Annotated in this window: 23 protein-coding genes; 11 read left to right on the forward strand and 12 right to left on the reverse strand. The window is 40.7% G+C overall.

From position 1 onward, the window contains the following. Window positions 1–220: 220 nt before the first annotated feature. The 6 genes from FTU13_RS11490 (at window position 221) to FTU13_RS11515 (ending at window position 5,166) form a co-directional block, all read left to right on the forward strand. Complete coding sequence (locus tag FTU13_RS11490) at window positions 221–1,291, forward strand: porin (protein WP_180127067.1); 1,071 nt, start codon at window positions 221–223, stop codon at window positions 1,289–1,291. Window positions 1,292–1,814: 523 nt separating this feature from the next. Beyond that, window positions 1,815–2,006 (forward strand): cytochrome oxidase putative small subunit CydP, encoded by a 192-nt coding sequence (cydP, locus tag FTU13_RS11495; protein ID WP_078188513.1) that lies wholly within the window; start codon window positions 1,815–1,817, stop codon window positions 2,004–2,006. Further along, on the forward strand, window positions 2,006–3,592 hold the full coding sequence (locus tag FTU13_RS11500; RefSeq protein WP_078188514.1) for a cytochrome ubiquinol oxidase subunit I: 1,587 nt from the start codon (window positions 2,006–2,008) through the stop codon (window positions 3,590–3,592). Before cydP ends, FTU13_RS11500 begins: the two co-directional genes overlap by 1 nt. Next, window positions 3,589–4,734, forward strand: coding sequence for a cytochrome d ubiquinol oxidase subunit II (gene cydB / locus FTU13_RS11505; protein ID WP_078193913.1), 1,146 nt, complete (start codon window positions 3,589–3,591; stop codon window positions 4,732–4,734). Before FTU13_RS11500 ends, cydB begins: the two co-directional genes overlap by 4 nt. Window positions 4,735–4,758: 24 nt before the next feature. Then, window positions 4,759–4,860: a cytochrome bd-I oxidase subunit CydX gene (gene cydX / locus FTU13_RS11510; RefSeq protein ID WP_002120988.1), complete on the forward strand. Its 102-nt coding sequence runs from the start codon at window positions 4,759–4,761 to the stop codon at window positions 4,858–4,860. Between the two features lie 3 nt (window positions 4,861–4,863). Further along, window positions 4,864–5,166 (forward strand): cyd operon YbgE family protein, encoded by a 303-nt coding sequence (locus tag FTU13_RS11515; RefSeq protein ID WP_078188516.1) that lies wholly within the window; start codon window positions 4,864–4,866, stop codon window positions 5,164–5,166. Window positions 5,167–5,186: 20 nt separating this feature from the next. Here the strand turns inward: FTU13_RS11515 and FTU13_RS11520 are convergent, their stop codons facing one another. The 8 genes from FTU13_RS11520 to FTU13_RS11550 all read right to left on the reverse strand — a co-directional run bounded on the left by FTU13_RS11520 (window position 5,187) and on the right by FTU13_RS11550 (window position 12,127). Beyond that, entirely contained in the window at window positions 5,187–5,645 is a 459-nt protein-coding gene (locus FTU13_RS11520; RefSeq protein ID WP_373423868.1) for a hypothetical protein, read from the reverse strand. Between the two features lie 15 nt (window positions 5,646–5,660). Then, window positions 5,661–5,855, reverse strand: a complete 195-nt coding sequence (locus tag FTU13_RS17490) for a hypothetical protein (RefSeq protein ID WP_257226726.1) — start codon at window positions 5,853–5,855, stop codon at window positions 5,661–5,663. 69 nt (window positions 5,856–5,924) lie between these two features. Then, a complete protein-coding gene (gene rodA, locus FTU13_RS11525; protein ID WP_078193916.1) occupies window positions 5,925–7,061 on the reverse strand; it encodes a rod shape-determining protein RodA in 1,137 nt (378 codons plus the stop codon). An 85-nt stretch (window positions 7,062–7,146) separates the two neighbouring features. Then, the gene (gene ispD / locus FTU13_RS11530) at window positions 7,147–7,872 is read right to left on the reverse strand and encodes a 2-C-methyl-D-erythritol 4-phosphate cytidylyltransferase (RefSeq protein ID WP_180127069.1); all 726 of its coding nucleotides are present in this window, start codon (window positions 7,870–7,872) and stop codon (window positions 7,147–7,149) included. Continuing rightward, window positions 7,835–8,227, reverse strand: coding sequence for a septum formation initiator family protein (locus FTU13_RS11535; RefSeq protein ID WP_078188520.1), 393 nt, complete (start codon window positions 8,225–8,227; stop codon window positions 7,835–7,837). Before FTU13_RS11535 ends, ispD begins: the two co-directional genes overlap by 38 nt. A 16-nt stretch (window positions 8,228–8,243) precedes the next feature. Further along, complete coding sequence (gene eno, locus FTU13_RS11540) at window positions 8,244–9,533, reverse strand: phosphopyruvate hydratase (RefSeq protein WP_078188521.1); 1,290 nt, start codon at window positions 9,531–9,533, stop codon at window positions 8,244–8,246. A gap of 64 nt (window positions 9,534–9,597) precedes the next feature. Then, window positions 9,598–10,455, reverse strand: coding sequence for a 3-deoxy-8-phosphooctulonate synthase (gene kdsA / locus FTU13_RS11545; protein WP_078188522.1), 858 nt, complete (start codon window positions 10,453–10,455; stop codon window positions 9,598–9,600). A 31-nt stretch (window positions 10,456–10,486) separates the two neighbouring features. Beyond that, window positions 10,487–12,127, reverse strand: a complete 1,641-nt coding sequence (locus tag FTU13_RS11550) for a CTP synthase (RefSeq protein WP_078188523.1) — start codon at window positions 12,125–12,127, stop codon at window positions 10,487–10,489. Window positions 12,128–12,356: 229 nt separating this feature from the next. On the opposite strand from FTU13_RS11550, the gene FTU13_RS11555 reads away from it, so the two are divergent. Then, a complete protein-coding gene (locus FTU13_RS11555) occupies window positions 12,357–12,770 on the forward strand; it encodes an internalin (RefSeq protein ID WP_078193919.1) in 414 nt (137 codons plus the stop codon). Window positions 12,771–12,880: 110 nt separating this feature from the next. On the opposite strand, the gene FTU13_RS11560 is transcribed toward FTU13_RS11555, so the two are convergent. Beyond that, a complete protein-coding gene (locus tag FTU13_RS11560; RefSeq protein ID WP_180127292.1) occupies window positions 12,881–13,765 on the reverse strand; it encodes a LysR family transcriptional regulator in 885 nt (294 codons plus the stop codon). Between the two features lie 107 nt (window positions 13,766–13,872). On the opposite strand from FTU13_RS11560, the gene dkgB reads away from it, so the two are divergent. Next, window positions 13,873–14,682, forward strand: a complete 810-nt coding sequence (dkgB, locus tag FTU13_RS11565) for a 2,5-didehydrogluconate reductase DkgB (protein WP_180127293.1) — start codon at window positions 13,873–13,875, stop codon at window positions 14,680–14,682. A gap of 1 nt (window position 14,683) precedes the next feature. Then, window positions 14,684–15,859 (forward strand): MFS transporter, encoded by a 1,176-nt coding sequence (locus tag FTU13_RS11570; protein ID WP_180127071.1) that lies wholly within the window; start codon window positions 14,684–14,686, stop codon window positions 15,857–15,859. Between the two features lie 38 nt (window positions 15,860–15,897). On the opposite strand, the gene FTU13_RS11575 is transcribed toward FTU13_RS11570, so the two are convergent. The 3 genes from FTU13_RS11575 to FTU13_RS11585 all read right to left on the reverse strand — a co-directional run bounded on the left by FTU13_RS11575 (window position 15,898) and on the right by FTU13_RS11585 (window position 19,742). Then, the gene (locus FTU13_RS11575) at window positions 15,898–16,989 is read right to left on the reverse strand and encodes a YheT family hydrolase (protein ID WP_180127073.1); all 1,092 of its coding nucleotides are present in this window, start codon (window positions 16,987–16,989) and stop codon (window positions 15,898–15,900) included. 202 nt (window positions 16,990–17,191) lie between these two features. Then, complete coding sequence (locus FTU13_RS11580) at window positions 17,192–17,596, reverse strand: nuclear transport factor 2 family protein (RefSeq protein WP_180127075.1); 405 nt, start codon at window positions 17,594–17,596, stop codon at window positions 17,192–17,194. 121 nt (window positions 17,597–17,717) lie between these two features. Then, window positions 17,718–19,742, reverse strand: coding sequence for an NADPH-dependent 2,4-dienoyl-CoA reductase (locus FTU13_RS11585; RefSeq protein ID WP_180127077.1), 2,025 nt, complete (start codon window positions 19,740–19,742; stop codon window positions 17,718–17,720). Window positions 19,743–19,923: 181 nt separating this feature from the next. Between FTU13_RS11585 and FTU13_RS11590 the strand changes: the two genes are divergently transcribed. Beyond that, window positions 19,924–20,463, forward strand: coding sequence for a PadR family transcriptional regulator (locus tag FTU13_RS11590; RefSeq protein WP_180022122.1), 540 nt, complete (start codon window positions 19,924–19,926; stop codon window positions 20,461–20,463). 24 nt (window positions 20,464–20,487) lie between these two features. Next, a complete protein-coding gene (locus FTU13_RS11595) occupies window positions 20,488–21,396 on the forward strand; it encodes an alpha/beta fold hydrolase (protein ID WP_180127079.1) in 909 nt (302 codons plus the stop codon). Window positions 21,397–21,418: the final 22 nt, after the last annotated feature.

A 21,418-nucleotide genomic window follows, 5' to 3' on the forward strand; every position in this document is an offset into this window, starting at 1 on the left:
TTAATGTTCAATTCAACTATAAACACTTAATAAATATTCATTTTTATAAATATAAAAGCAATTTAAACCAAAAATCACCTTTCACCGTTTTGAAATATTTCCTTAATAGAACTGTCTTATTTGTAATGAATACTTAGCGCCATTAGATAGCGAAATTACTTCTAGCCAAGCTACTGATAAAACATATTGATATGACTGGAAAAGTCTTCTGGAGCTTCAAATGAAAAAAACTCTATGTGCATTAGCAATCGGGGCAACAATTCTTACACCAATGATGGCGTCTGCTGCAGATGTAAAAATTTATGGCCGTGCACATGTCTCTCTTGACTATCTAGATGATGGTAAAGATTACAACGAAGTTGGTCTTTCTTCTAACGCTTCACGCTTAGGCTTCAAAGTAGATCAAAAAATTAATGATGACCTCAACGTATTCGCTCAAATTGAGCAAGAAGTAAACTTTGCAAGCGGTAGCCAAGACAGCAAAGGTGTAGATTTTTCAACACGTGACACATTCGTGGGTTTAAAAAGTTCAACTTATGGTCAAGCACGTGTAGGTCGTTTTGACAGCCCATTTAAAGTCGCACGTAGCCCTGTGAACTTCTTCGGTGACATGGTTGGTGACGTTCGTAACGTAACACGTGTAGGCAACTTAAAATTTGATGAACGTAATGAAAACACCATTGAATATAAATCTCCAAAATTTGGCGGTGGTTTCAATGTATTAGCTGCAATGTCGATGCATTCAGGTACACAAATTGACCGTGAAGCAGATGGCGAAGGCAAAGATGATAACAAAGCCTATGACCTTGCTCTAACCTATAAAGAAGGCCCAATTGATTTTGCAGCAGCATACGAAAAATATGATGAAAACGCAGCAGGTGGCGCAAGTCGAGATGCATTCCGTATTGCCGGTGCATATAAGTTAACTGAAGAATTTAACTTGGGTGCTCTATACCAAATTGCCAAGCACGACAACGATACATCCAACCCAGATGCTCAAGTTTTTGGTGTAGCTGGCGAATATAAAGTAACGCCTAAAACCTCAGTACGCGGTGAATATTTCTACCGTGACGTAGATGCTGATGATGCTAATGCAAGCTTGATCGGTGTGGGTGTAGAACATAAGTTGGATAGCACTTTACGCGTATACGGCAACCTAGCAACTGTGCTTAACGACAAAAACTCTAAACTCAACCCTTGGAAAGAAGGTCGTAGCTTCGGTAACGGTATCTCAGGGATCGGTGATGAAAATGCAACTGCACTTTCTCTTGGTCTACGTTACGACTTCTAAGCTGCAATATCTCCCCCAAAAGACATACTCCGGTATGTCTTTTTTTACTCAAAAGAAATGTTTCAGGACTAAAATAAGCTAAGTTCATCATGTATCAAATATTTAAAAAGTATTTAAAAAACTTAGTCCAGCCTCTTTAACATTAACCATATAGAGATCGTTTAACAGCACTACATCAATAGCCCATTTTTTTTAGCAAAACTTAAACATAACAAATAAAAATCTTATTCACTCAATAAGTATTCTCATTATTAATAATGTAACTTTTAGTAAATATAGTAAATTAGTCAGAATTTAAAATATAAATATAAGCGTTTTAGTCGGATTTAAGATAATTAAACACAAGTGTTTTAGTCAAGTATTTAAAATAAAAAAATTAGTTTATTTTTTAACTAATAAGTACTATAAGTAATTGTATTTAAATTACTTAATAATATATTTTTATTTTAACTGTTCAACCTATTTGCTTTTTGTATATATTTGTTAATAATATAGTACAAGTTTAAAGAATAGGCTTATCTCCATGAGCTTAAAATTCAAAGATTTAAATCGTCGTGTGGTCAGAGAAATAACCGCAATACTAATAATTAAAGTGATTATTTTAATGATCATTAAGAACATCTGGTTTGACGCCCCTACTATCCCTAAAAACTTTGACAATCAAGTTGCCGAGCATATTGCTGGCAGTCCTTCCCAAATCAAGGAGACACGTTGATGATTTCTGAAAGCGTGGTCGATCTTTCGCGGTTCCAATTTGCAATGACCGCGATGTATCACTTTATTTTTGTTCCACTGACTTTAGGTCTGGCTTTTATTCTTGCCATTATGGAAACCACCTATGTGATTTCTGGCAAAGAAATTTATAAAGACATGACTAAATTCTGGGGAAAACTCTTCGGTATTAACTTCGCATTAGGTGTTACTACTGGTTTGACCATGGAGTTTCAGTTCGGTACTAACTGGGCGTATTACTCACACTATGTCGGTGATATTTTCGGTGCACCATTAGCTATTGAAGGTCTGATGGCATTCTTCCTTGAATCAACATTTATTGGTTTATTCTTCTTCGGCTGGGATCGCCTATCTAAAGTTCAGCATTTGGCTGTCACTTGGTTAGTTGCACTTGGCTCGAACATGTCTGCACTATGGATTTTAGTGGCCAATGGTTGGATGCAAAACCCTGTCGGTTCCGCGTTTAACTATGAAACCATGCGTATGGAAATGGTGGACTTCGGTGCACTGATTTTCAACCCTGTGGCTCAGGTTAAATTCGTACATACCGTATCTGCAGGTTATGTAACTGGTGCTATTTTCGTACTGGCAATTTCAAGTTACTACTTATTGAAAAAGCGTGACTTGCCATTTGCTCGTCGTTCATTCGCTATCGCTGCTATCTTTGGTTTAGCGTCTACACTTTCGGTGATCTTACTGGGTGATGAATCTGGTTATGAAATTGGTGACGTACAAAAAACTAAACTTGCTGCAATTGAAGCTGAATGGGACACTCACCCAGCTCCAGCGCCATTTACTTTGTTTGGTATTCCAAATAAAGAAACCATGTCTACTGACTACGCGATCAAAATTCCTTATGTCATGGGGATTATCGCAACACGTTCAACTGACAAAGAAGTAACAGGTATTAAAGACCTGATCGTTCAACACGAAGCACGTATTCGTAACGGTATGGTGGCTTACTCACAGTTAGAACAACTTCGTGCAGGCGACACTTCTCCTGAACTTAAAGCAGCGTTTGCTGAGTCTCAAAAAGACTTAGGTTATGGCCTGCTTCTGAAAAAATACACAGACAAAGTGGTCGATGCTTCTGACGAACAAATCAAAGCTGCTGCAAAAGACACTATTCCACATGTTCCAAGCTTGTTCTGGGCATTCCGTGCAATGGTTGCTTCTGGCTTCTTAATGCTCCTTCTGTTCGTACTTGCTACCTTTGCTGTCGGTAAACGTAATGCAGAAAACAAACCTTGGTTATTAAAGTTTGCTTTGTTTGCTCTACCATTACCTTGGATTGCTGCACAAACAGGTTGGTATGTTGCCGAAGTTGGTCGTCAACCATGGACCATTGGTGAAGTTCTACCTACACATCTTTCAGCTTCTAGCTTAAGTACAGGTGATGTATGGGGTTCTATCCTTGCATTGGCAGCGTTCTACACTGTACTGCTGATCATTGAAATGTACTTAATGATTAAATTCTCACGCCTTGGCCCAAGTTCTCTACATACTGGTAAATACCACTTCGAGAAACTTGAAGCTGCAAAAAAGGCAAATGAGGAGGCTCAAGCATGATCGAATATGAATTACTCAAAATCATTTGGTGGGTTTTAGTCGGTGTCCTACTGATCGGCTTCGCCCTCACCGATGGCTTCGATATGGGCTCAATGGCGATCATGCCATTCGTAGGTAAAAAAGACGAAGAACGTCGTGCGGCAATCAATACAATTGCCCCACACTGGGACGGTAACCAAGTTTGGTTTATTACTGCCGGTGGTGCGCTGTTTGCAGCATGGCCAATGGTATATGCGACTGCATTCTCAGGCATGTACTGGGCACTGTTACTGGTACTCTTCGCCCTTTTCTTACGTCCAGTCGGTTTTGATTACCGTTCTAAACTCGAAAATACCAAGTGGCGTAATTCTTGGGACTGGGGTTTAGCAATTGGTGGTGCCGTTCCTGCCCTCGTATTTGGTGTTGCGTTTGGTAATATGTTCCTTGGTGTTCCATTCACTATGGACGAAACTGTTCGCTCAACTTATACAGGTAGCTTCTTTGCGCTGCTTAACCCATTTGCTTTAGTTTGCGGTATTGTGAGTTTATCTATGCTTTGCGCTCATGGTGGTGCATGGCTCATGCTTCGTACAGACGGCGACCTACGTGCACGATCTGCAAAAGCGACTCAGCTTATGGGTATCGTATTCTTGGTTTGCTTCTTACTTGCAGGCGCATGGTTATACTTCGGTAATATCCAAGGCTACACATTAGCTCAACCGTTTGACACGAATGGCGTTGCAAACCCGTTAGCTAAAGAAGTGATCACCAATGCCAACCCAGGTTGGATGAACAATTATAGTATTTATCCTATTACTATGATTGCGCCAATCATGGCAATTTTAGGTGCTTTGATCATTATCCTTGCCGCAGGTAAAGGTAAAGCAGGTTTTAGCTTCCTTGGTTCAAGCTTGGCAGTCATTGGTGCAATCTTAACCGCTGGTTTTGCATTGTTCCCTTTCCTTATGCCATCGAGCATCAACCCAACTGTAAGTTTGACTATGTGGGATGCGGTTTCAAGTAAAAATACCCTGACTGTGATGACAGTTGCCGCGTGTATTTTTGTCCCTATTATCCTGTGCTACACAACTTGGTGTTACTACAAGATGTGGGGTGTGGTCACTAACAAACATATTGAAGAGAATTCACACAGCCTATACTAAGGCTGTGTCTAAGGAGAAAAGACGATGTGGTATTTTGCTTGGATTCTCGGTATTTTGATGGCATGTTTTGCGGGTGTACTCAGTGCGCTTTACATCGAACATCATCAAGATCTAGATGAGGAATAACAAATGACTGATGCTGCTGTAGAAAAATCACTTGTAGAAAAGAAGCCAAATAAATTTGCAATGGTCATTTCCTGCCTGTTAGCTTTTCCTTTGGCAGCCGTGTTACTTGTACATCCTGCTGCCATGCTGGATGACAATGGTGGATATAGCCATCGAGCGCTGATGTTCATCATGATAGGTATTTCAGGTGGTTTTGTGCATGGTGTGGGTTTTACGCCACACCATTGGTTCTGGAAATGGCTTTTTAGCCCCTTTCTCGCTTGGCCACTGATGTTATGGGGCTACTACACATGGTTCCTACATTAATTAATATCTAAATAAAGCCCTCATTTGAGGGCTTTATTATATTTGCGATCAATTTCGGCTTTTTTTTCTGCTGTAATATCGTCTTGCATTTGAAAACAGTCTCTAAATTTTTCATGGATATGATGAATATATTTTTCTTTAGCTGCATGTCTTAGTAAAATTTGAGCTGCCATCACAATAAATCCATTGACTTGCTTTACTATTATTATGCGCTGAGCATCCGCCAACCCAGCTTTTCGCTGAATTAATGAGTTTCGACCAGTATGCACAATCGAATGCAAATGCTTTAACGAATAGAACTTAAACTCTTTAAACATTTCAACAATATGCTTAATTTCTACAACATTTTCTAACTTTGTAATCATTTCAGCTGCGGTAGGAATTTTCACATTCTGAAGCAACTCTTCTTCTCGTTGAATTTCAAATTTCTGAATTTCTATATTAGAGGCGACCATTAGTAGCCAATATGCCCTCACCACAGCTTCAAATTGAATTCAAAATAATGCGATTGCAGATATATCTTGGCGTGATTCTAAAAGTTGTAAAATGGCTTCACCATGCTCCATGGATAATTCACAACATTCATAGACCAAATCAAGTCGCTGCACGCCACCAATAAATGCTGAATGATTTAACTCGTTATATAGCTCATCCAACATCGATTCAGAATCACGAAAAATATCTATCAAAATCACCTTCCATTTCTTAAGTGCCAAAATTTAAAATAAAAAAAGCTGGATTAATTCCAGCTTTAAAATTTAACGATGCGTATGAATCGACATCACAATCCCCATCCCTGCGAGCATCGCAATTACGGCTGTACCACCATAACTCATCAACGGTAGTGGATCACCTGTTACCGGTAAAATCCCACTGACCATACCCGAGTTTAAAAATACAAAAAAGAAGAAAGTTAATCCTATCGCTCCTGCATAGAGTCGTCCAAAATTATGGAAGCAATTTAGTCCAATAATCAAACAGCGAACAATAATTGCTGTAAATAAACTAAATAAAAGAAATACACCAATAAAGCCAAACTCTTCAGCATAGGTCGACATGATAAAGTCAGTATGATGCTCTGGCAGATAGCCCAAGTGCGACTGCGTCCCTTCGGTATACCCCTTACCCATTAAACCGCCTGAACCAATGGCAATTTTAGACTGAATAATATTCCAACCTGCACCAAGCGCGTCAGATTCAGGGTCAAATAAGGTCAGTACACGTTTTTTCTGATATTCCTGTAAAAAAAACATCCAAAGTACAGGTGCTGCAATTGCAAAGGCTGTTAAAGCACCTGCAATTAAACGCCAAGACATACCACTTAAAAATAAAACAAAAATACCCGGAATAATCAAACCGATATTCAAGTCAGGCTGTAAAGCGACCAATGCAAATGGAATCAATAATAAAATTAATGCCCCGACAATTTGTAAAAATTTCGGTGGAAAAGGTTTTCGCGCAAAATACCACGCCATCATCAGTGGCATGGCAAATTTCATAAACTCACTCGGCTGCATACTGCCGATACCCGGTAAGCTAATCCAGCGTTTCGCCCCCATCCTTTTTTCACCAATAACCAGAACCAACAACAGTAAAAATATACCGATGGCATATAAGTACGGACTCATAGATTGGTAAACTTTGGGTGGAATTTGCGCGCAGATCAGCATCACAATAAAGCCCACACCAAAACTTGTGGCTTGACGTAGTACCATTCCCGAATCTTCCGCGGTCGCACTATAGACAACCATCAGCCCCAATATTGCATTGAGCACCAAGAAGCAAAGTAACCACGGGTCTAAATGAAGTTTAGCCCATCGAGAAGAATCGTGTTTTATACTGCGGCCATCGCGTAATGACTGACGTAAAAAACGATACTGTTGAGAAGGGATCATTGCGAAACAGATCTAAAAAGGATGCGGGAATTATAGATTAAAGCGACAGTAAAAATCACTGCCCCTTAAATATTCCTTGAAATAATCATCTATTAACTTGAGACGCTAAAATTAAACGTGCCAATTCCAAGTCATCAGGATAGGTAATTTTAATATTGTCCGAACGACCTTGCACGACATTGACATGCTCACCGACAAATTCTAAGGCACTTGCTTCATCTGTGATGGTCGCACCAGCGGCAAGCGCTTGTTCAATGGCATTTTTAAGCACACCCAATTTGGCAATTTGTGGTGTCTGCGCTTGCCATAAAGTTGAACGATCTACCGTAGTTGATATTTGTGGTGCCGTTTCAACTCGTTTTAAGGTATCGCGTACGGGAATGGCGAGAATCGCACTTAGCTCTGAATCGACTGCCGATTGAACTAAATTTTCTAAACTCAACTGTGAGACACATGGTCGTGCTGCATCATGAACAAACACCCAATCATCATCATTGGCAATCGCAGATAGATATTGCAATGCATTGAGCACAGAATGCACACGCTCTGCACCGCCTAAACAAAAATGAGCCTTCTCTTGATTAGTGAGTGCCAAGGTCTGCGCAACATTATCTTGCTCGCCTATAGCCAATACATAGCCTGTTAAAGGTAATTGGTTAAGACGTGCAACTGTGTGTTCAAGCACAGTTAGACCCGCAATGTTTTGATATTGTTTTAGTTCAGTTTTAGAAAATCGACTTCCTGAACCAGCAGCAGGAATAATAGCCCACAATTTAAGGTTCGGGTGGAAGTTCGGCTGGTTCTGACTCATTGGTACGTAGGTCTACTTTTGCGTTTGGATCAATATAAATTGGTTTGTACTGAGTACTGATCGTACTCATCTGTACGAAAGTTTCATGCGGTTTAATTAAACCTAAATCAAGACGAGCATGCTCTTCAATAGCTTCAACGCCATTTTTTAAATCGTATACTTCAGCGGCAAGCACGCGATTTCGTTCTTTTAATTCGTCATTGAGTTCGACTTGTTGTTGTATTTTCTGACTCAGTTGTTGATGTTGATGATAACCACCTTCACCGAACCAGTATAAATATTGAAACCCTGCGATCAAAAAGATCGCAAGGCCCAACAATGCTTTACTCGCTTTGGAGTCAAATACATTTAACATAGATAGCATGATCTGCTTAGTTCAAACCTTTGAACTCAGCTTTACCGCGATATGCAGCATTAGTCAATTCTTCAATACGAAGTAATTGGTTATATTTCGCTACACGGTCAGAACGGCAAAGTGAACCAGTTTTGATTTGACCCGCTGCTGTACCCACTGCAAGATCCGCAATTGTAGAATCTTCAGTTTCACCAGAACGGTGTGAAATTACTGTAGTGTAGCCATTTGCTTTCGCAAGGTAGATTGCATCTAGAGTTTCAGTCAACGTACCGATTTGGTTGTACTTGATCAGAATAGAGTTACCCACTTTTTCGTTGATACCACGTTGAAGAATCTTAGGATTCGTAACGAATAGGTCATCACCAACCAATTGGATTTTGTCGCCAAGGATTGAAGTGAGGTAAGACCAACCTTCCCAATCAGACTCGTCCAAACCATCTTCAATTGAGATGATTGGGTATTGTTTTGCAAAACCAGCAAGGTAGTCAGCAAATTGGTTGCTTGTGAATGCTTTATTGCCTTCACCTGCAAGGATGTATTGACCATCTTTGTAGAATTCTGAAGATGCACAGTCAAGCGCAAGCATAATATCAGAACCTGCTTTGTAGCCAGTTTTTTCAATTGCTTCAAGAATTACTGTAATTGCTTCTTCGTTAGAACGAAGGTTCGGTGCAAAACCACCTTCATCACCAACTGCAGTATTTAGACCTTGTTTCTTTAAAACTGATTTTAAAGAATGGAAAATTTCAGCACCAGCGCGTAAAGCTTCAGAGAATGAAGTGAAGCCTACTGGCTCAATCATAAATTCTTGAATGTCTACGTTGTTGTCTGCATGTGAACCACCATTTAGGATGTTCATCATTGGAACTGGCATAGTCAAAATGCTGTTATTACGAAGGTCTGCGATGTATTGGAAAAGTGGAATTTTCTTTTCGTCAGCAGCAGCGCGTGCAGCAGCTAGCGATACCGCTAAAGTTGCGTTCGCACCTAATTTTTCTTTGTTTTCAGTACCGTCAAGCGCGATCATTGTGTTATCAATGTCTTTTTGTTCGAATACTGATTTACCCAACAATGCATCACGAATTACTGTGTTAACGTTGTTAACCGCAGTTTTAACGCCTTTACCTAAGTAACGAGCTTTGTCGCCGTCACGAAGTTCTAAAGCTTCACGAGAACCAGTTGAAGCACCAGATGGTGCACATGCACGGCCTACAACGCCAGAGGCTAAGATTACGTCTGCTTCGATGGTAGGGTTACCACGAGAGTCCAAAATTTCACGTGCACGAATGTCAACGATTTGGCTCATGAACAATTCCTCAGTTGATTAATAAAAATGATGCGTCAAAAGTGACGCATCAATGTGTATCGAATTAGTGTGTGTCTAACTTTGCGAAACCTTTAACTAAGGTATCGAGCTCTTTTAACTGTGCCAAGAAAGGTTCCAGCTGTGACATGCGTAACGCACATGGACCGTCACATTTGGCATTTTCTGGATCTGGATGAGCTTCTAAGAACAAACCTGCTAAACCAGTCGCCATACCTGCACGTGCCAGTGTCGTGATTTGCGCACGACGACCACCTGCAGAATCCGCACGACCACCCGGCGTTTGAAGCGCATGCGTAACATCAAAGAACACAGGCACATTCATTTCTTTCATGATGTCAAAGCCCAACATGTCCACAACTAAGTTGTTGTAACCAAATGCTGAACCACGTTCACAAAGAATCAGTTTGTCATTTCCTGCTTCCAAACACTTATGCAGAATATGACGCATTTCGTGTGGTGCGAGGAACTGTGCTTTTTTGATGTTAATGATGGCATCAGTTTTCGCCATCGCTTCAACAAGGTCAGTTTGACGGCTTAAAAATGCAGGAAGCTGGATAATATCCGCAACTTCAGCAACAGGCGCAGCTTGGTATGGTTCATGTACGTCGGTAATAATCGGCACATTAAAGTGTTTTTTAATGTCAGCTAACCACTCGATTCCTTTTTCCAGGCCTGGGCCACGGAAAGAGTTCAAGCTTGAACGATTGGCTTTATCAAAACTTGCTTTAAACACATATGGAATATCCAAGCGTTTGCAGATATCCACATAGGTTTCAGCAATTTCAAAAGCAAGGTCTTTTGACTCAAGTACGTTCATGCCGCCGAATAGTACAAATGGCAAATGATTTGCCATTTGTATATCGCCTAAACGTACAATTTCCTGTGGTTTTAATTGTGACATTTAAACTCTTCCTGGTTTAGTCAAAAACACATTATTTCGCTTTTTGGTACTGCTTTTTAGCAGCATCAATAAAGCCTGCGAATAATGGGTGTCCATCACGTGGTGAACTTGTAAATTCCGGATGGAATTGTACAGCAATAAACCAAGGATGTTCAGGAATTTCAACAGTTTCAACAAGACGCTGTACTGGAGAATAACCTGAAATCTTCATGCCTTTTTCTTCAAGCACTGGGATATAACGGTTGTTCATTTCATAACGGTGACGGTGACGTTCAACGATCTCTTCAGAACCGTAAACTTGTGCAGTTTTTGTTCCCGCAACCAATTCAGATTTTTGAGCACCCAGACGCATTGTGCCGCCTAAGTCAGAATCTGCATTACGTTGTTGAACTTCGCCGCGCTCATCTAACCATTCAGTGATTAGACCAATCAATGGTGATTTTGTAGAACGGTTAAATTCAGTTGAAGTTGCATCGCTAATACCCGCAACGTTGCGCGCATATTCGATCACAGCCAACTGCATACCTAAACAGATGCCAAGGAATGGCACACCGTTTTCACGTGCAAAACGAATCGCTTTCATTTTGCCTTCTGTACCACGTTCACCGAAGCCACCCGGCACTAAGATTGCATCCGCGTCTTTTAATACGTCGTTTACATCTTGGCTTTCAAGTTCTTCTGCATTGACATAATCAATCTGAACTTTCACACGGTTTTGAATACCCGCATGTAAAAGCGCTTCGTTTACAGATTTGTATGCATCTGGAAGTTCAACGTATTTACCAACCATCGCTACACGAACTGTGTATTCAGGGTTCAGTAATGCATCTACAACGTTATCCCAGTCTGTAAGATCAGCTTCTGGAAGATCGTTATAGCCAAAACGTTCACAGATTAAATCATCAACGTTTTGTTCATAGAAAGTACGTGGAATTTGGTAAATAGAACGCGCATCTTTACATACCACAACTGCACGTGCTTCAACGTTCGTAAATAACGCAATTTTACGTGTAGTGTCAGCATCAACATCATGCTCTGTACGGCAGATCAGGATGTCTGGTTGAATACCAATCGACAAAAGCTCTTTTACAGAGTGTTGAGTTGGTTTAGTTTTTAATTCCGCAGCTGACTTAATGTATGGGAGTAAAGTTAAGTGCATTAACATTGTGCGCTTATGACCTAGTTCGACCATAAGTTGACGTACAGATTCCATGAATGGGAGAGATTCAATGTCACCTACTGTACCGCCGATCTCAACGATCGCAACGTCATAGCCTTCACCTGCGCGAAGAACACGTTCTTTAATATTGTCAGTAATATGTGGAATAACTTGAACTGTACCACCGAGGTAGTCACCACGACGTTCTTTATTCAAGACATCTTGGTACACTCGTCCTGAAGTAAAGTTGTTCAGTTTGGTCATTTTCGCACGACGCAAGAAACGTTCGTAATAACCCAAGTCTAAGTCAGTTTCAGCACCATCCTCTGTGACAAAAACTTCACCGTGTTGGAATGGACTCATAGTCCCTGGATCGACATTAATGTATGGATCCATTTTTACCATGGTTACTTTTAAACCACGGGCTTCTAAAAGCGCAGCCACTGATGCAGCTGAAATACCTTTACCTAGTGATGATACAACACCACCAGTAACGAAAATAAAATGGGTCATTAAGTTTCTCGTACAATGGAGCCTAAATTGGCCTACAATGTTGTGCGATTTTACTTTACTCTGTACCAAGAAAGCAAAGTCATTCCGCATCAATTCATAGAACAATTAACAATTGGCTATTGTAACAGCAATTATCATAAAAATTTAGAGTAAGTTCTTATCATTTCTATATTCTTATTTGCTGTTATAATGCAGTTATCCAATCCACACTTTTTTGTTTTGTGTAATTATGAATAAGAAACTTTTAATCTGCGGTGCAATCGCAACAGGTCTACTTCTTACAGCATGTGTAAAAAAAGAAGCACCAAAAGAAGAAGAACAGGAACAGGTTGAAGTTGCAGCATCTGAACCCACAGCATCTGTACCTACACAATTAGAACCAGTTGAAGAACAACCAGTTGTTGAAGAACCGACTCAGCAGCAAGTTGAAGTGATTCGTGAAGAAACACCGAATACAACAACTGAAATTCGTCGTGAACCTACTCCTCCCGCAGAAACTCCTGCTCCAAAAGCAGAAGCGCCTAAAGCTGCAGAAAAACCTGCACAAGCTGCTCAACCTAAACAAAACTCAGGTTCTGCTCAGTCTGAAGATGACGCCGTGGCTGCTGCCATTGCTGCTGCAACACCTGCTTTAGAGAACTAAGATCGAAGTTTTATCAAACAAATGATCAAAAAACCCGACAAAAGTCGGGTTTTTTATTGTTTCTATGTAAATAAAAAGCTGCACAAAACGATGCACAGTTTTTCTCACAACTATTCTTGTAATTTTTCAGCTAAATATTCAATAAATAAACGAACACGTTTCGGCAAATGCTCTTGTTGATAATAAACAGCATGAATAAGCTGTTCATGTGGCTCAATTTGATGGTCTAAAAGTTGTACCAATCGTCCTTCTGCAATATCTTTTTCTAACATAAAAATCGATAGACAAGCGATGCCCATCCCATGAATCGCAAGCTCACGTATCGTTTCACCATTTGACGCCTTGATGTTAGGGCGGATCGTCAGAGGTTTCCCTGCGACTTGGATCGGCCAAGTATTCATATGGGTAATTTGACTAAATCCAAGTAAAGCATGTGCGGTTAGCTCTTCAGCATTTTGCGGACGTCCATGCTGCTGAAGGTATTCAGGACTCGCCACCAAACACAGTCGACTCTTGTAGATAAGTTTTGCGTGCAAACTGGAGTCGTTTAATTTTCCAAAGCGAATTGCAACATCCGCTTTATGCTCTAATAAGTCAATCACTTGATCATGATTTACTAATTCAATCTGTATATGCGGATAACGCGCATTAAATTCTGGAATCAAGGGAACGATCATATGCAGAATAAACGAAATCGCAGAATCGACTCGCACTAACCCCGAAGTATCTGCATCTAATTTCAGCAGAGAATCTTCCGCTTCGCTCAAATCATTCAATATCCGCCGTGTTTTTGCTAAAAACAATTGCCCCTCTTGCGTGAGCTTAATTTTGCGGGTAGTTCGTTCCAACAAGGTTACATTTAATTTAGATTCCAGACGCTGTAATGCGCGGCTGACACCAGATGCTGTTTGATCTAATCTTTCTGCTGCTTTGATAATAGAGCCACTATCTACAATAACAGTAAAAGCCTGCAGCTCCTCAATGGTCGATTTCATTGCATATTCGAATTCGTGATTTTTAATCAATAATATATTCCAAACTCATGCATTTTTCTTCAATAAAATTAGCAGCACAATAGCTTCAACTCAAAAAAAGAGAATTCCTGATGATTGTTCCTCAATTTGGTGTCGGCACCTTCCGTTTGACAGGTGACACGGTCATTCATTCTGTTAAAACTGCCTTAGAAGTTGGATATCGTGCTGTAGACACCGCACAAATCTACGGTAATGAAGCAGAAGTAGGCCAAGCAATCGATGAAAGTCAGGTCAATCGAGCTGATATTTTCTTAACCACGAAAATTTGGACTGAAAATTATGCTGCCGACAAACTGATACCCAGTCTAAAAGACAGCTTAATTAAATTGAGGACTGATGCGGTCAATCTCACACTTATTCATTGGCCCGCACCTGCACTTGGAGTCAATATTCCAGAATTAATGGGACATTTACTTGAGGCAAAAAAACAAGGTTTGACTGAGCATATTGGTGTATCTAATTTTAATATTGAGCTCACTCAACAAGCCATTGATCACATCGGGCTGGAAAATATTGCAACCAATCAAATTGAACTGAGTCCTTATCTTCAAAATGAACGACTTGCGACTTACTTAAAACAGCAAAATATTGATGTCACCTCTTATATGACCTTGGCTTATGGCAAAGTGCTAAATGACCCAATACTTTCTGATATTGCAGCACAACACCAAGCTTCAGTTGCACAAGTGACACTCGCTTGGGCGCTGCAAAAGGGTTATGCCATAATTCCATCGTCAACCCAACGTGAACATTTAACCAGTAACTTAAAAGCTCAAGACATTCATTTAACATCAGAACAAATGCAGGCCATTGCAACACTGGACAAAAATGCGCGTGAAGTGAACCCACCTGAACTTGCTCCAGTTTGGGATCTATAACATGAAAATTAATTTTACCCTGCTCGCTCTCGCAATTGGTGCATTTGCTATTGGTACCACTGAATTTTCACCCATGGGCTTCTTACCTGAAATTGCAGAAGATCTATCGGTATCAATACCGCAAGCCGGTTTGTTGATTAGTGCCTATGCTATCGGTGTCATGATTGGCGCACCCGTTATGACTTTATGGCTTGCACGTTTTTCAAAACGTACATCACTCATGTTATTAATGACAATTTTCACCCTTGGCAATCTGTTTGCCACAGTTGCGCCAGATTATTTAGGTTTAATGGCTGCGCGTTTAGTGACGAGTTTGAACCACGGCGCCTTTTTTGGCTTAGGCTCTGTCGTCGCAGCAAGTGTTGTTCCAAAAGATAAACAAGCCAGTGCCGTTGCTATGATGTTTATGGGCTTGACCATTGCCAATATTGGCGGTGTACCACTCGCAACGTGGGTAGGACAAAATATCGGTTGGCGTATGTCTTTTGCCGCTATTACCTTATTGGGCATCATCACCATGTTGGCATTATGGAAAGCACTACCCCATCAGCAACAGACCGAAAAACCTGATGTACGAGCAGAGTTAAAAGTATTAACACGCATGCCTGTTGTTTTAGCACTACTCACCACGGTCATGAGTGCTGGAGCTATGTTCGCGCTCTATACCTATATCGCACCAAGTTTAAAAGTCTTTACTCATGCAAGCCCTGAACTTATCACTTTCATGTTGGTCCTAATCGGGATCGGATTTTCAATTGGTAACCATTTCGGTGGTAAGTTTGCCGATCAATCCCTAGATAAGACCTTGATTGGCTTTTTAGTCTTACTGATGCTGATGATGCTGTTATTTCCAATTTTAGCAACCACCACCATTGGCGCAGCGATTGCATTAATCATCTGGGGAGCAGCAGCCTTTGCCGTCGTACCACCTTTACAAATGCGTGTTATGACAGTCGCTCACGATGCACCAGGCCTCGCTTCTTCAGTGAATATTGGTGCATTTAATCTTGGAAATGCTTTGGGTGCTGTTGCAGGTGCCGCAGTGCTAAATCTTAACCTAAGCTATGCTGCGGTGTCTTATGCAGGCGCTACACTGAGCGCTATAGCGTTGATTTTAGTATTGATACAGATGAAGCTTAAACCTCAAATTACTGCATGTTGCGCACAAGCTGAGTAACACATACTTAAAATAGCCTACCCAAAGTAGGCTATTTTTTAGTTCGCATATAACTTTAAAAAATCTGCCATTAATTTGGTTGCCCATGAATGGGTTTCGACTAAACCTTCATAATAACCACAGTGACTGCCTTTCTTGGTGGTGACCACCACAACATTCGGCAAAGAGCGGATTAATTCTTTATAGGGTTCAAAGTTTTGAATGTGGCAGACAGGGTCGTCTTCTGCGTTCAAAATCATCAATGGAATTTTAAGATTTTCAAATACATAAATTGGGTTGGTAGATTTGGCATAACTTTCATAATCAGCAAAACCCGCCATTTGAAAATATGCACGTTCAAACTGTGCCAGATTTTTACTTTTTAGTACTTCAACTAAAGAGGGTATTGCTGACCATGTTGCAGAATAGGGTTCTACAAACTTCTGAAAGAGCTTCTTGGTCATCATTTTACTGTAAAAAGGATGAACATTTTTAAAGCCAAGCTCAGTGTCATAGCCCGGACATAAAGCAAAAGCCGCTTTAAGTGGTGTTTCCTCACCTTGCTCGCCTAAATAGCGGACCAATAGCCCCGTTCCGGCAGATGAACCGACGCCATACAAACTCGATGCGGGAAATTTCTGCTGAATAAAGGCAATCTGTTCACGTAAGTCATCGGTTGAACCAAATAAATTTATTTTGGCAACAGGCATAGGTAAATTGGCATGACCACGTCTTAAACACAGTGCAATGCGCCAACCAGTATATAGGTGAAGATCCCGAACCACTTCCCGCATACTTTCAGGCGTTCCCGTAATCGTATGCATGAGCACCACAGTTGGCACATCCGCAGGTAAATCCAAACCCAACCATGCAATGGCTGTTACCCCTCCATCAGCCATGGTCAGCTGCTCTATAGCATCATATTTAAGCTTCACTTGACGCTTTTTAATGACATCAAAATATAGTAAATGTGCGTGGGTATTCGACAGCCAAGGCGTAGGGCGATATTTTTCATGTAGTTGCTTTAACTTCGGCAGCACATGTTTCATTTGCCCTTCGGGATGATAATAAAGCTGTGGTAATTCTGCACCGATTGCATGATCTACAAAATTTAAAAGAGCCTGACGCCCTTTATGAATCACATTATTCATTGACCTTACCTTCACCTCGCTTCGCACCACAGCAAATCATTTCAATCTTTTCACTTTGACTAACAATGCCCATTAAAAAAATGTATCTACAAAAACATATCTCGCTAGCAATATTTGTTTGCTTAAGCCTCATAAGCAAAAACCATGACAATATCCATCATGCTTTTTATCATCCTGAGTTGAGCATTTAAAATCAGCAGATTTAAGGCTGATATTGCATAATGCGCTCACCCATTTTCGCCGCCAATGCTTCCAAGCCACTTTTCGGACGGAGCATGACTTCAAAATCTATCATCTGTCCTTGTTCATTAAACTGAATCATGTCGATCCCTTTTAACTTTTTCTCGCCAACATTGGCAGAAAACTCAAGTACAACATTGAGGCCATCCTCACTATAAAACTCACGGTGGTAAGTAAAATTTTCAAAAATTTGAATCACATTGGTCAAAATAAAAGTTACTACAGGCTTACCTGGATATGGGTTAAACGCGACAGGTGAACGAAACACCACATCCTCTGCCAAGAGTTCATTTAAAATATTCATATCCCGTGTGTTAAGCATTTCGTGCCAACGTGCAACAGATTTTTTTGTTATTTCAATAGTCATGTTTATGTCTTTTTTTTGATGAATCATTTCCCTTTCCTCAAACTCCTCTCCCAAATGGAGAGGAAGCACGACAACTGCATATTAAATTGAATGAAGTTGTCGTGGTTTAGTATGAGGCTAATTAAATCACCGCAGCCAAATCTGCACCTTGACGAATGGCACGTTTAGCATCTAACTCACCTGCTTCTTTCGCACCACCAATCAAATGCACATTTTTCCCATCTGCTTGTAGCTGTTCATACATCGCGGTATAGGATTCCTGACCTGCACAAATCACCACATGATCAACATCTAAAATACGTGATTGACCATCAACGGTAATATGCAAACCTTGATCATCAATTTTGTCGTAGCTTGCACCCGCAATCATTTTCACATCGCGGTGTTTCAAACCTGTACGGTGAATCCAACCCGTGGTTTTACCTAAGCCAGCACCAACCGATTTAGCCTTACGTTGCAATAAATACACTTCACGCGGCGATTCTTCGACGTCTGGATGTTTCAAGCCACCGACTTGCGCATAAGTGGTATCAATACCCCATTCATCATAAAATTTCTCAGGATTGAGGCTACCGCTTTCACCTTCATGCGTTAAATATTCAGCTGTATCGAAACCAATACCGCCTGCACCAATGATCGCTACACGTTTGCCCACAGGTTGACGTTCACGTAAAACCTGTAAATAACTCAATACTTTTGGATGATCAATACCATCTATATCTAACTGGCGCGGTGTTACACCCGTCGCCACCACGATGTCATCAAAATCAGACTGAGCTAATTCTTCATAAGTTGCCGTATGGTTCAATACCAATTTAATCTGAGGCAATAGTTCTATTTTACGTTTGAAATAACGCAGCGTTTCATAAAACTCTTCTTTACCAGGAATCGTTTTCGCAATATTAAACTGTCCACCAATTTGGCTCGATGCTTCAAAAATAGTTATGTTATGACCACGCTCTGCAGCATAAGTTGCAAAGCTTAAACCTGCAGGTCCCGCACCAATCACAGCAATATTTTTCACCTGTGCAGATTCTTTAAAAATCAGTTCAGTTTCATAGCAAGCTTGAGGGTTAACCAAACATGTTGCAATTTTCATTGAGAAAATATGATCTAGGCAGGCCTGGTTACAAGCAATACAGGTATTAATTTCATCACTACGACCTTGTTCTGCTTTTTCCACAAAACGTGGGTCTGCTAGCATTGGACGTGCCATGGACACCATATCTGCATCCCCTGAAGCAAGTACGTGCTCAGCCATTTCAGGAGTATTGATACGGTTTGAGGTGATTAAAGGAACATTCACAATACCTTTTAATTTCTTGGTCACCCATGTAAATGCAGCACGTGGTACTTTGGTTGCAATGGTCGGAATACGTGCTTCGTGCCAGCCAATACCGGTATTGATAATAGTTGCACCGGCTTTTTCAATGGCTTTTGCAAGTTGCACAACTTCTTCGAAAGTCGAACCACCTTCGACCAGATCCAGCATAGAAAGACGGTAAATAATAATAAAATTTTCACCGACTAATTCACGCGTACGACGCACGATCTCAATTGGAAAACGAATCCGGTTTTCATAACTGCCACCCCATTCATCATCACGGTGGTTGGTACGTGCAGCAATAAACTCATTAATTAAATAACCTTCTGACCCCATGACTTCTACACCGTCATAACCCGCTGTCTGTGCTAACTGAGCACATCGAGCAAAATCATTGATCGTGCGTTCGACGTCTGCTGTGCTTAAAGCTTGCGGTTTTACTGGGTTAATTGGTGCTTGAATAGATGAAGGTGCAACATTATTGGCTTGATACGAGTAGCGACCTGTATGCAAAATCTGCATCGCAATTTTACCGCCAGCATCATGTACCGCCTGCGTAATCACTTTATGTTTTTCTGCTTCTTCTAAAGAGTCTAATTTTGAACCACCAGCAAATGTCACACCATCATCATTGGGAGAAATACCACCGGTTACAATCAGACCTACACCACCTTTCGCACGTTCTGCATAAAAAGCAGCCATGCGTTCATAGCCACCCGGTGCTTCTTCAAGGCCGATATGCATAGAACCCATCAATACACGGTTCTTTAGCGTTGTAAAACCTAAATCTAGTGGTGCCAATAAATTTGGATAATTTGACATTTTTTCTCCTTAGCGTGCTGAAAAGCTGGCTATTTTTATCTTCGCTTGTATACGAGCTTTCTATTTCCATCTACGCATACAAGATTTTTGCAACTTGTTGCACTAATTTATATGCGAGATTTGATTTTTATGCAACATGTTGCATAATAAAAAGTACAAAACTATTTTGACTGAGCCATATATGTCTTTAGCCCATGTTTTACTCACGAGCTTACTTGAAAAACCGAGTACAGGAATTGACCTTGCACGCCGTTTTGACCGCTCTATGGGCTTTTTTTGGAATGCAACACATCAGCAAATCTACCGTGAACTCAGTGGCATGCAGCAAAAAGGCTGGATCAGCACCATTGAAGATGAGCACAGTACAACTCGTAAAAAAACTTACCAAGTTGAACAGCTTGGACGTGTTGAATTAGCCAATTGGATGGTTGAACAAAGCCCTCCGGCTCAATTACGCGAAGAGTTAATGGTCCGTTTACGTGCAGAAGCTCAGCTGGGTACAAATGGCGTATTACCCGAATTAGAGCGCCATCTTGAAATTCACAAAGAAAAACTAAAAGTGTACCAGTCTATTTTTGCAAAAGACTTTGCACATGCGCATGATGAAGACCGTACTTTGTACATTCATAAAATGATTTTACAGCTTGGGATTGATTTGGAAATCGGTTGGATCAAATGGCTCGAAACCATCATTCCACAGTTGCATAAATTTAATCGCTAAAACAAAAAATAAATAGGAAGCCACATGCCGCACTATACAATGCCCGATCAGCAACAACTGTATGTTCGAGAATATGGTCAAGGAGAACCCATTCTGGTTTTATCTGGACTGGGCATGCAAAGTTGGCAATGGCACCCTTTTCTATATCAACACCGAAAGCATTTTAAATTTATCATTCCAGACTGGCGTGGATTTGGCGGCTCTAAACATTGTCAAATTCCAAATATGGACACCATTTCAAGCCATTGGCGAGATATTAACAGCTTAGTTTCCCAACTTGGTTACGATAAAATCACGGTCATTGCCTACTCCATGGGGGCAACGACTACCATGCACGGTTTGAAATACGGTCAGTTTGCCGAAAAAATTAAACGCTATTTACACATCGATCAAACCCCTAAAATACGAGTAGATGCAGATTGGCAATATGGTTTATATGGCAAACGCCACATTGAGTTTTTAAGTATTTTAGAAGACATCTCGAAGGTACTTGTAACTAACCTCTCCGTGCCATTTGCACAGCAGATGAATAAACATGACCGTCAAGGTCTGGTCGACGCTTGGTTAAGGTTCATAGACTTACAAAATAGCAATCCTTATACATTATCCGCTTTCCGTTTTGCATACCAACAACCAACTTTACAGAAGCTGATGTTACCATCACAAAGTGTGGCCTATTTATATTGGTATATTCAAAATTATTTGAACCATACTGAAGATTATCGTGAAGCCATTGCAGCACTCACCGCACCGACGACTTTTTTCACCGGTGCAAAATCGATCCTCTATCCTGCCCAAGGTCAAAAAATTATTGCTGACAGCCTAGCCAATGCTGAGCAGATTATTTTTAAAAAATCGGGACATACGCCATTGCTCAGTGAACCGGTCAAATTTAGCCGTGAAATCACCAAGTTTTTAAAACAATCGATCTAGTAAGACTGAATAAAAAAACAGG

Origin of the sequence: Acinetobacter sp. YH12064 (assembly GCF_013419735.1) — a bacterium.
Lineage (GTDB): Bacteria > Pseudomonadota > Gammaproteobacteria > Pseudomonadales > Moraxellaceae > Acinetobacter > Acinetobacter amyesii.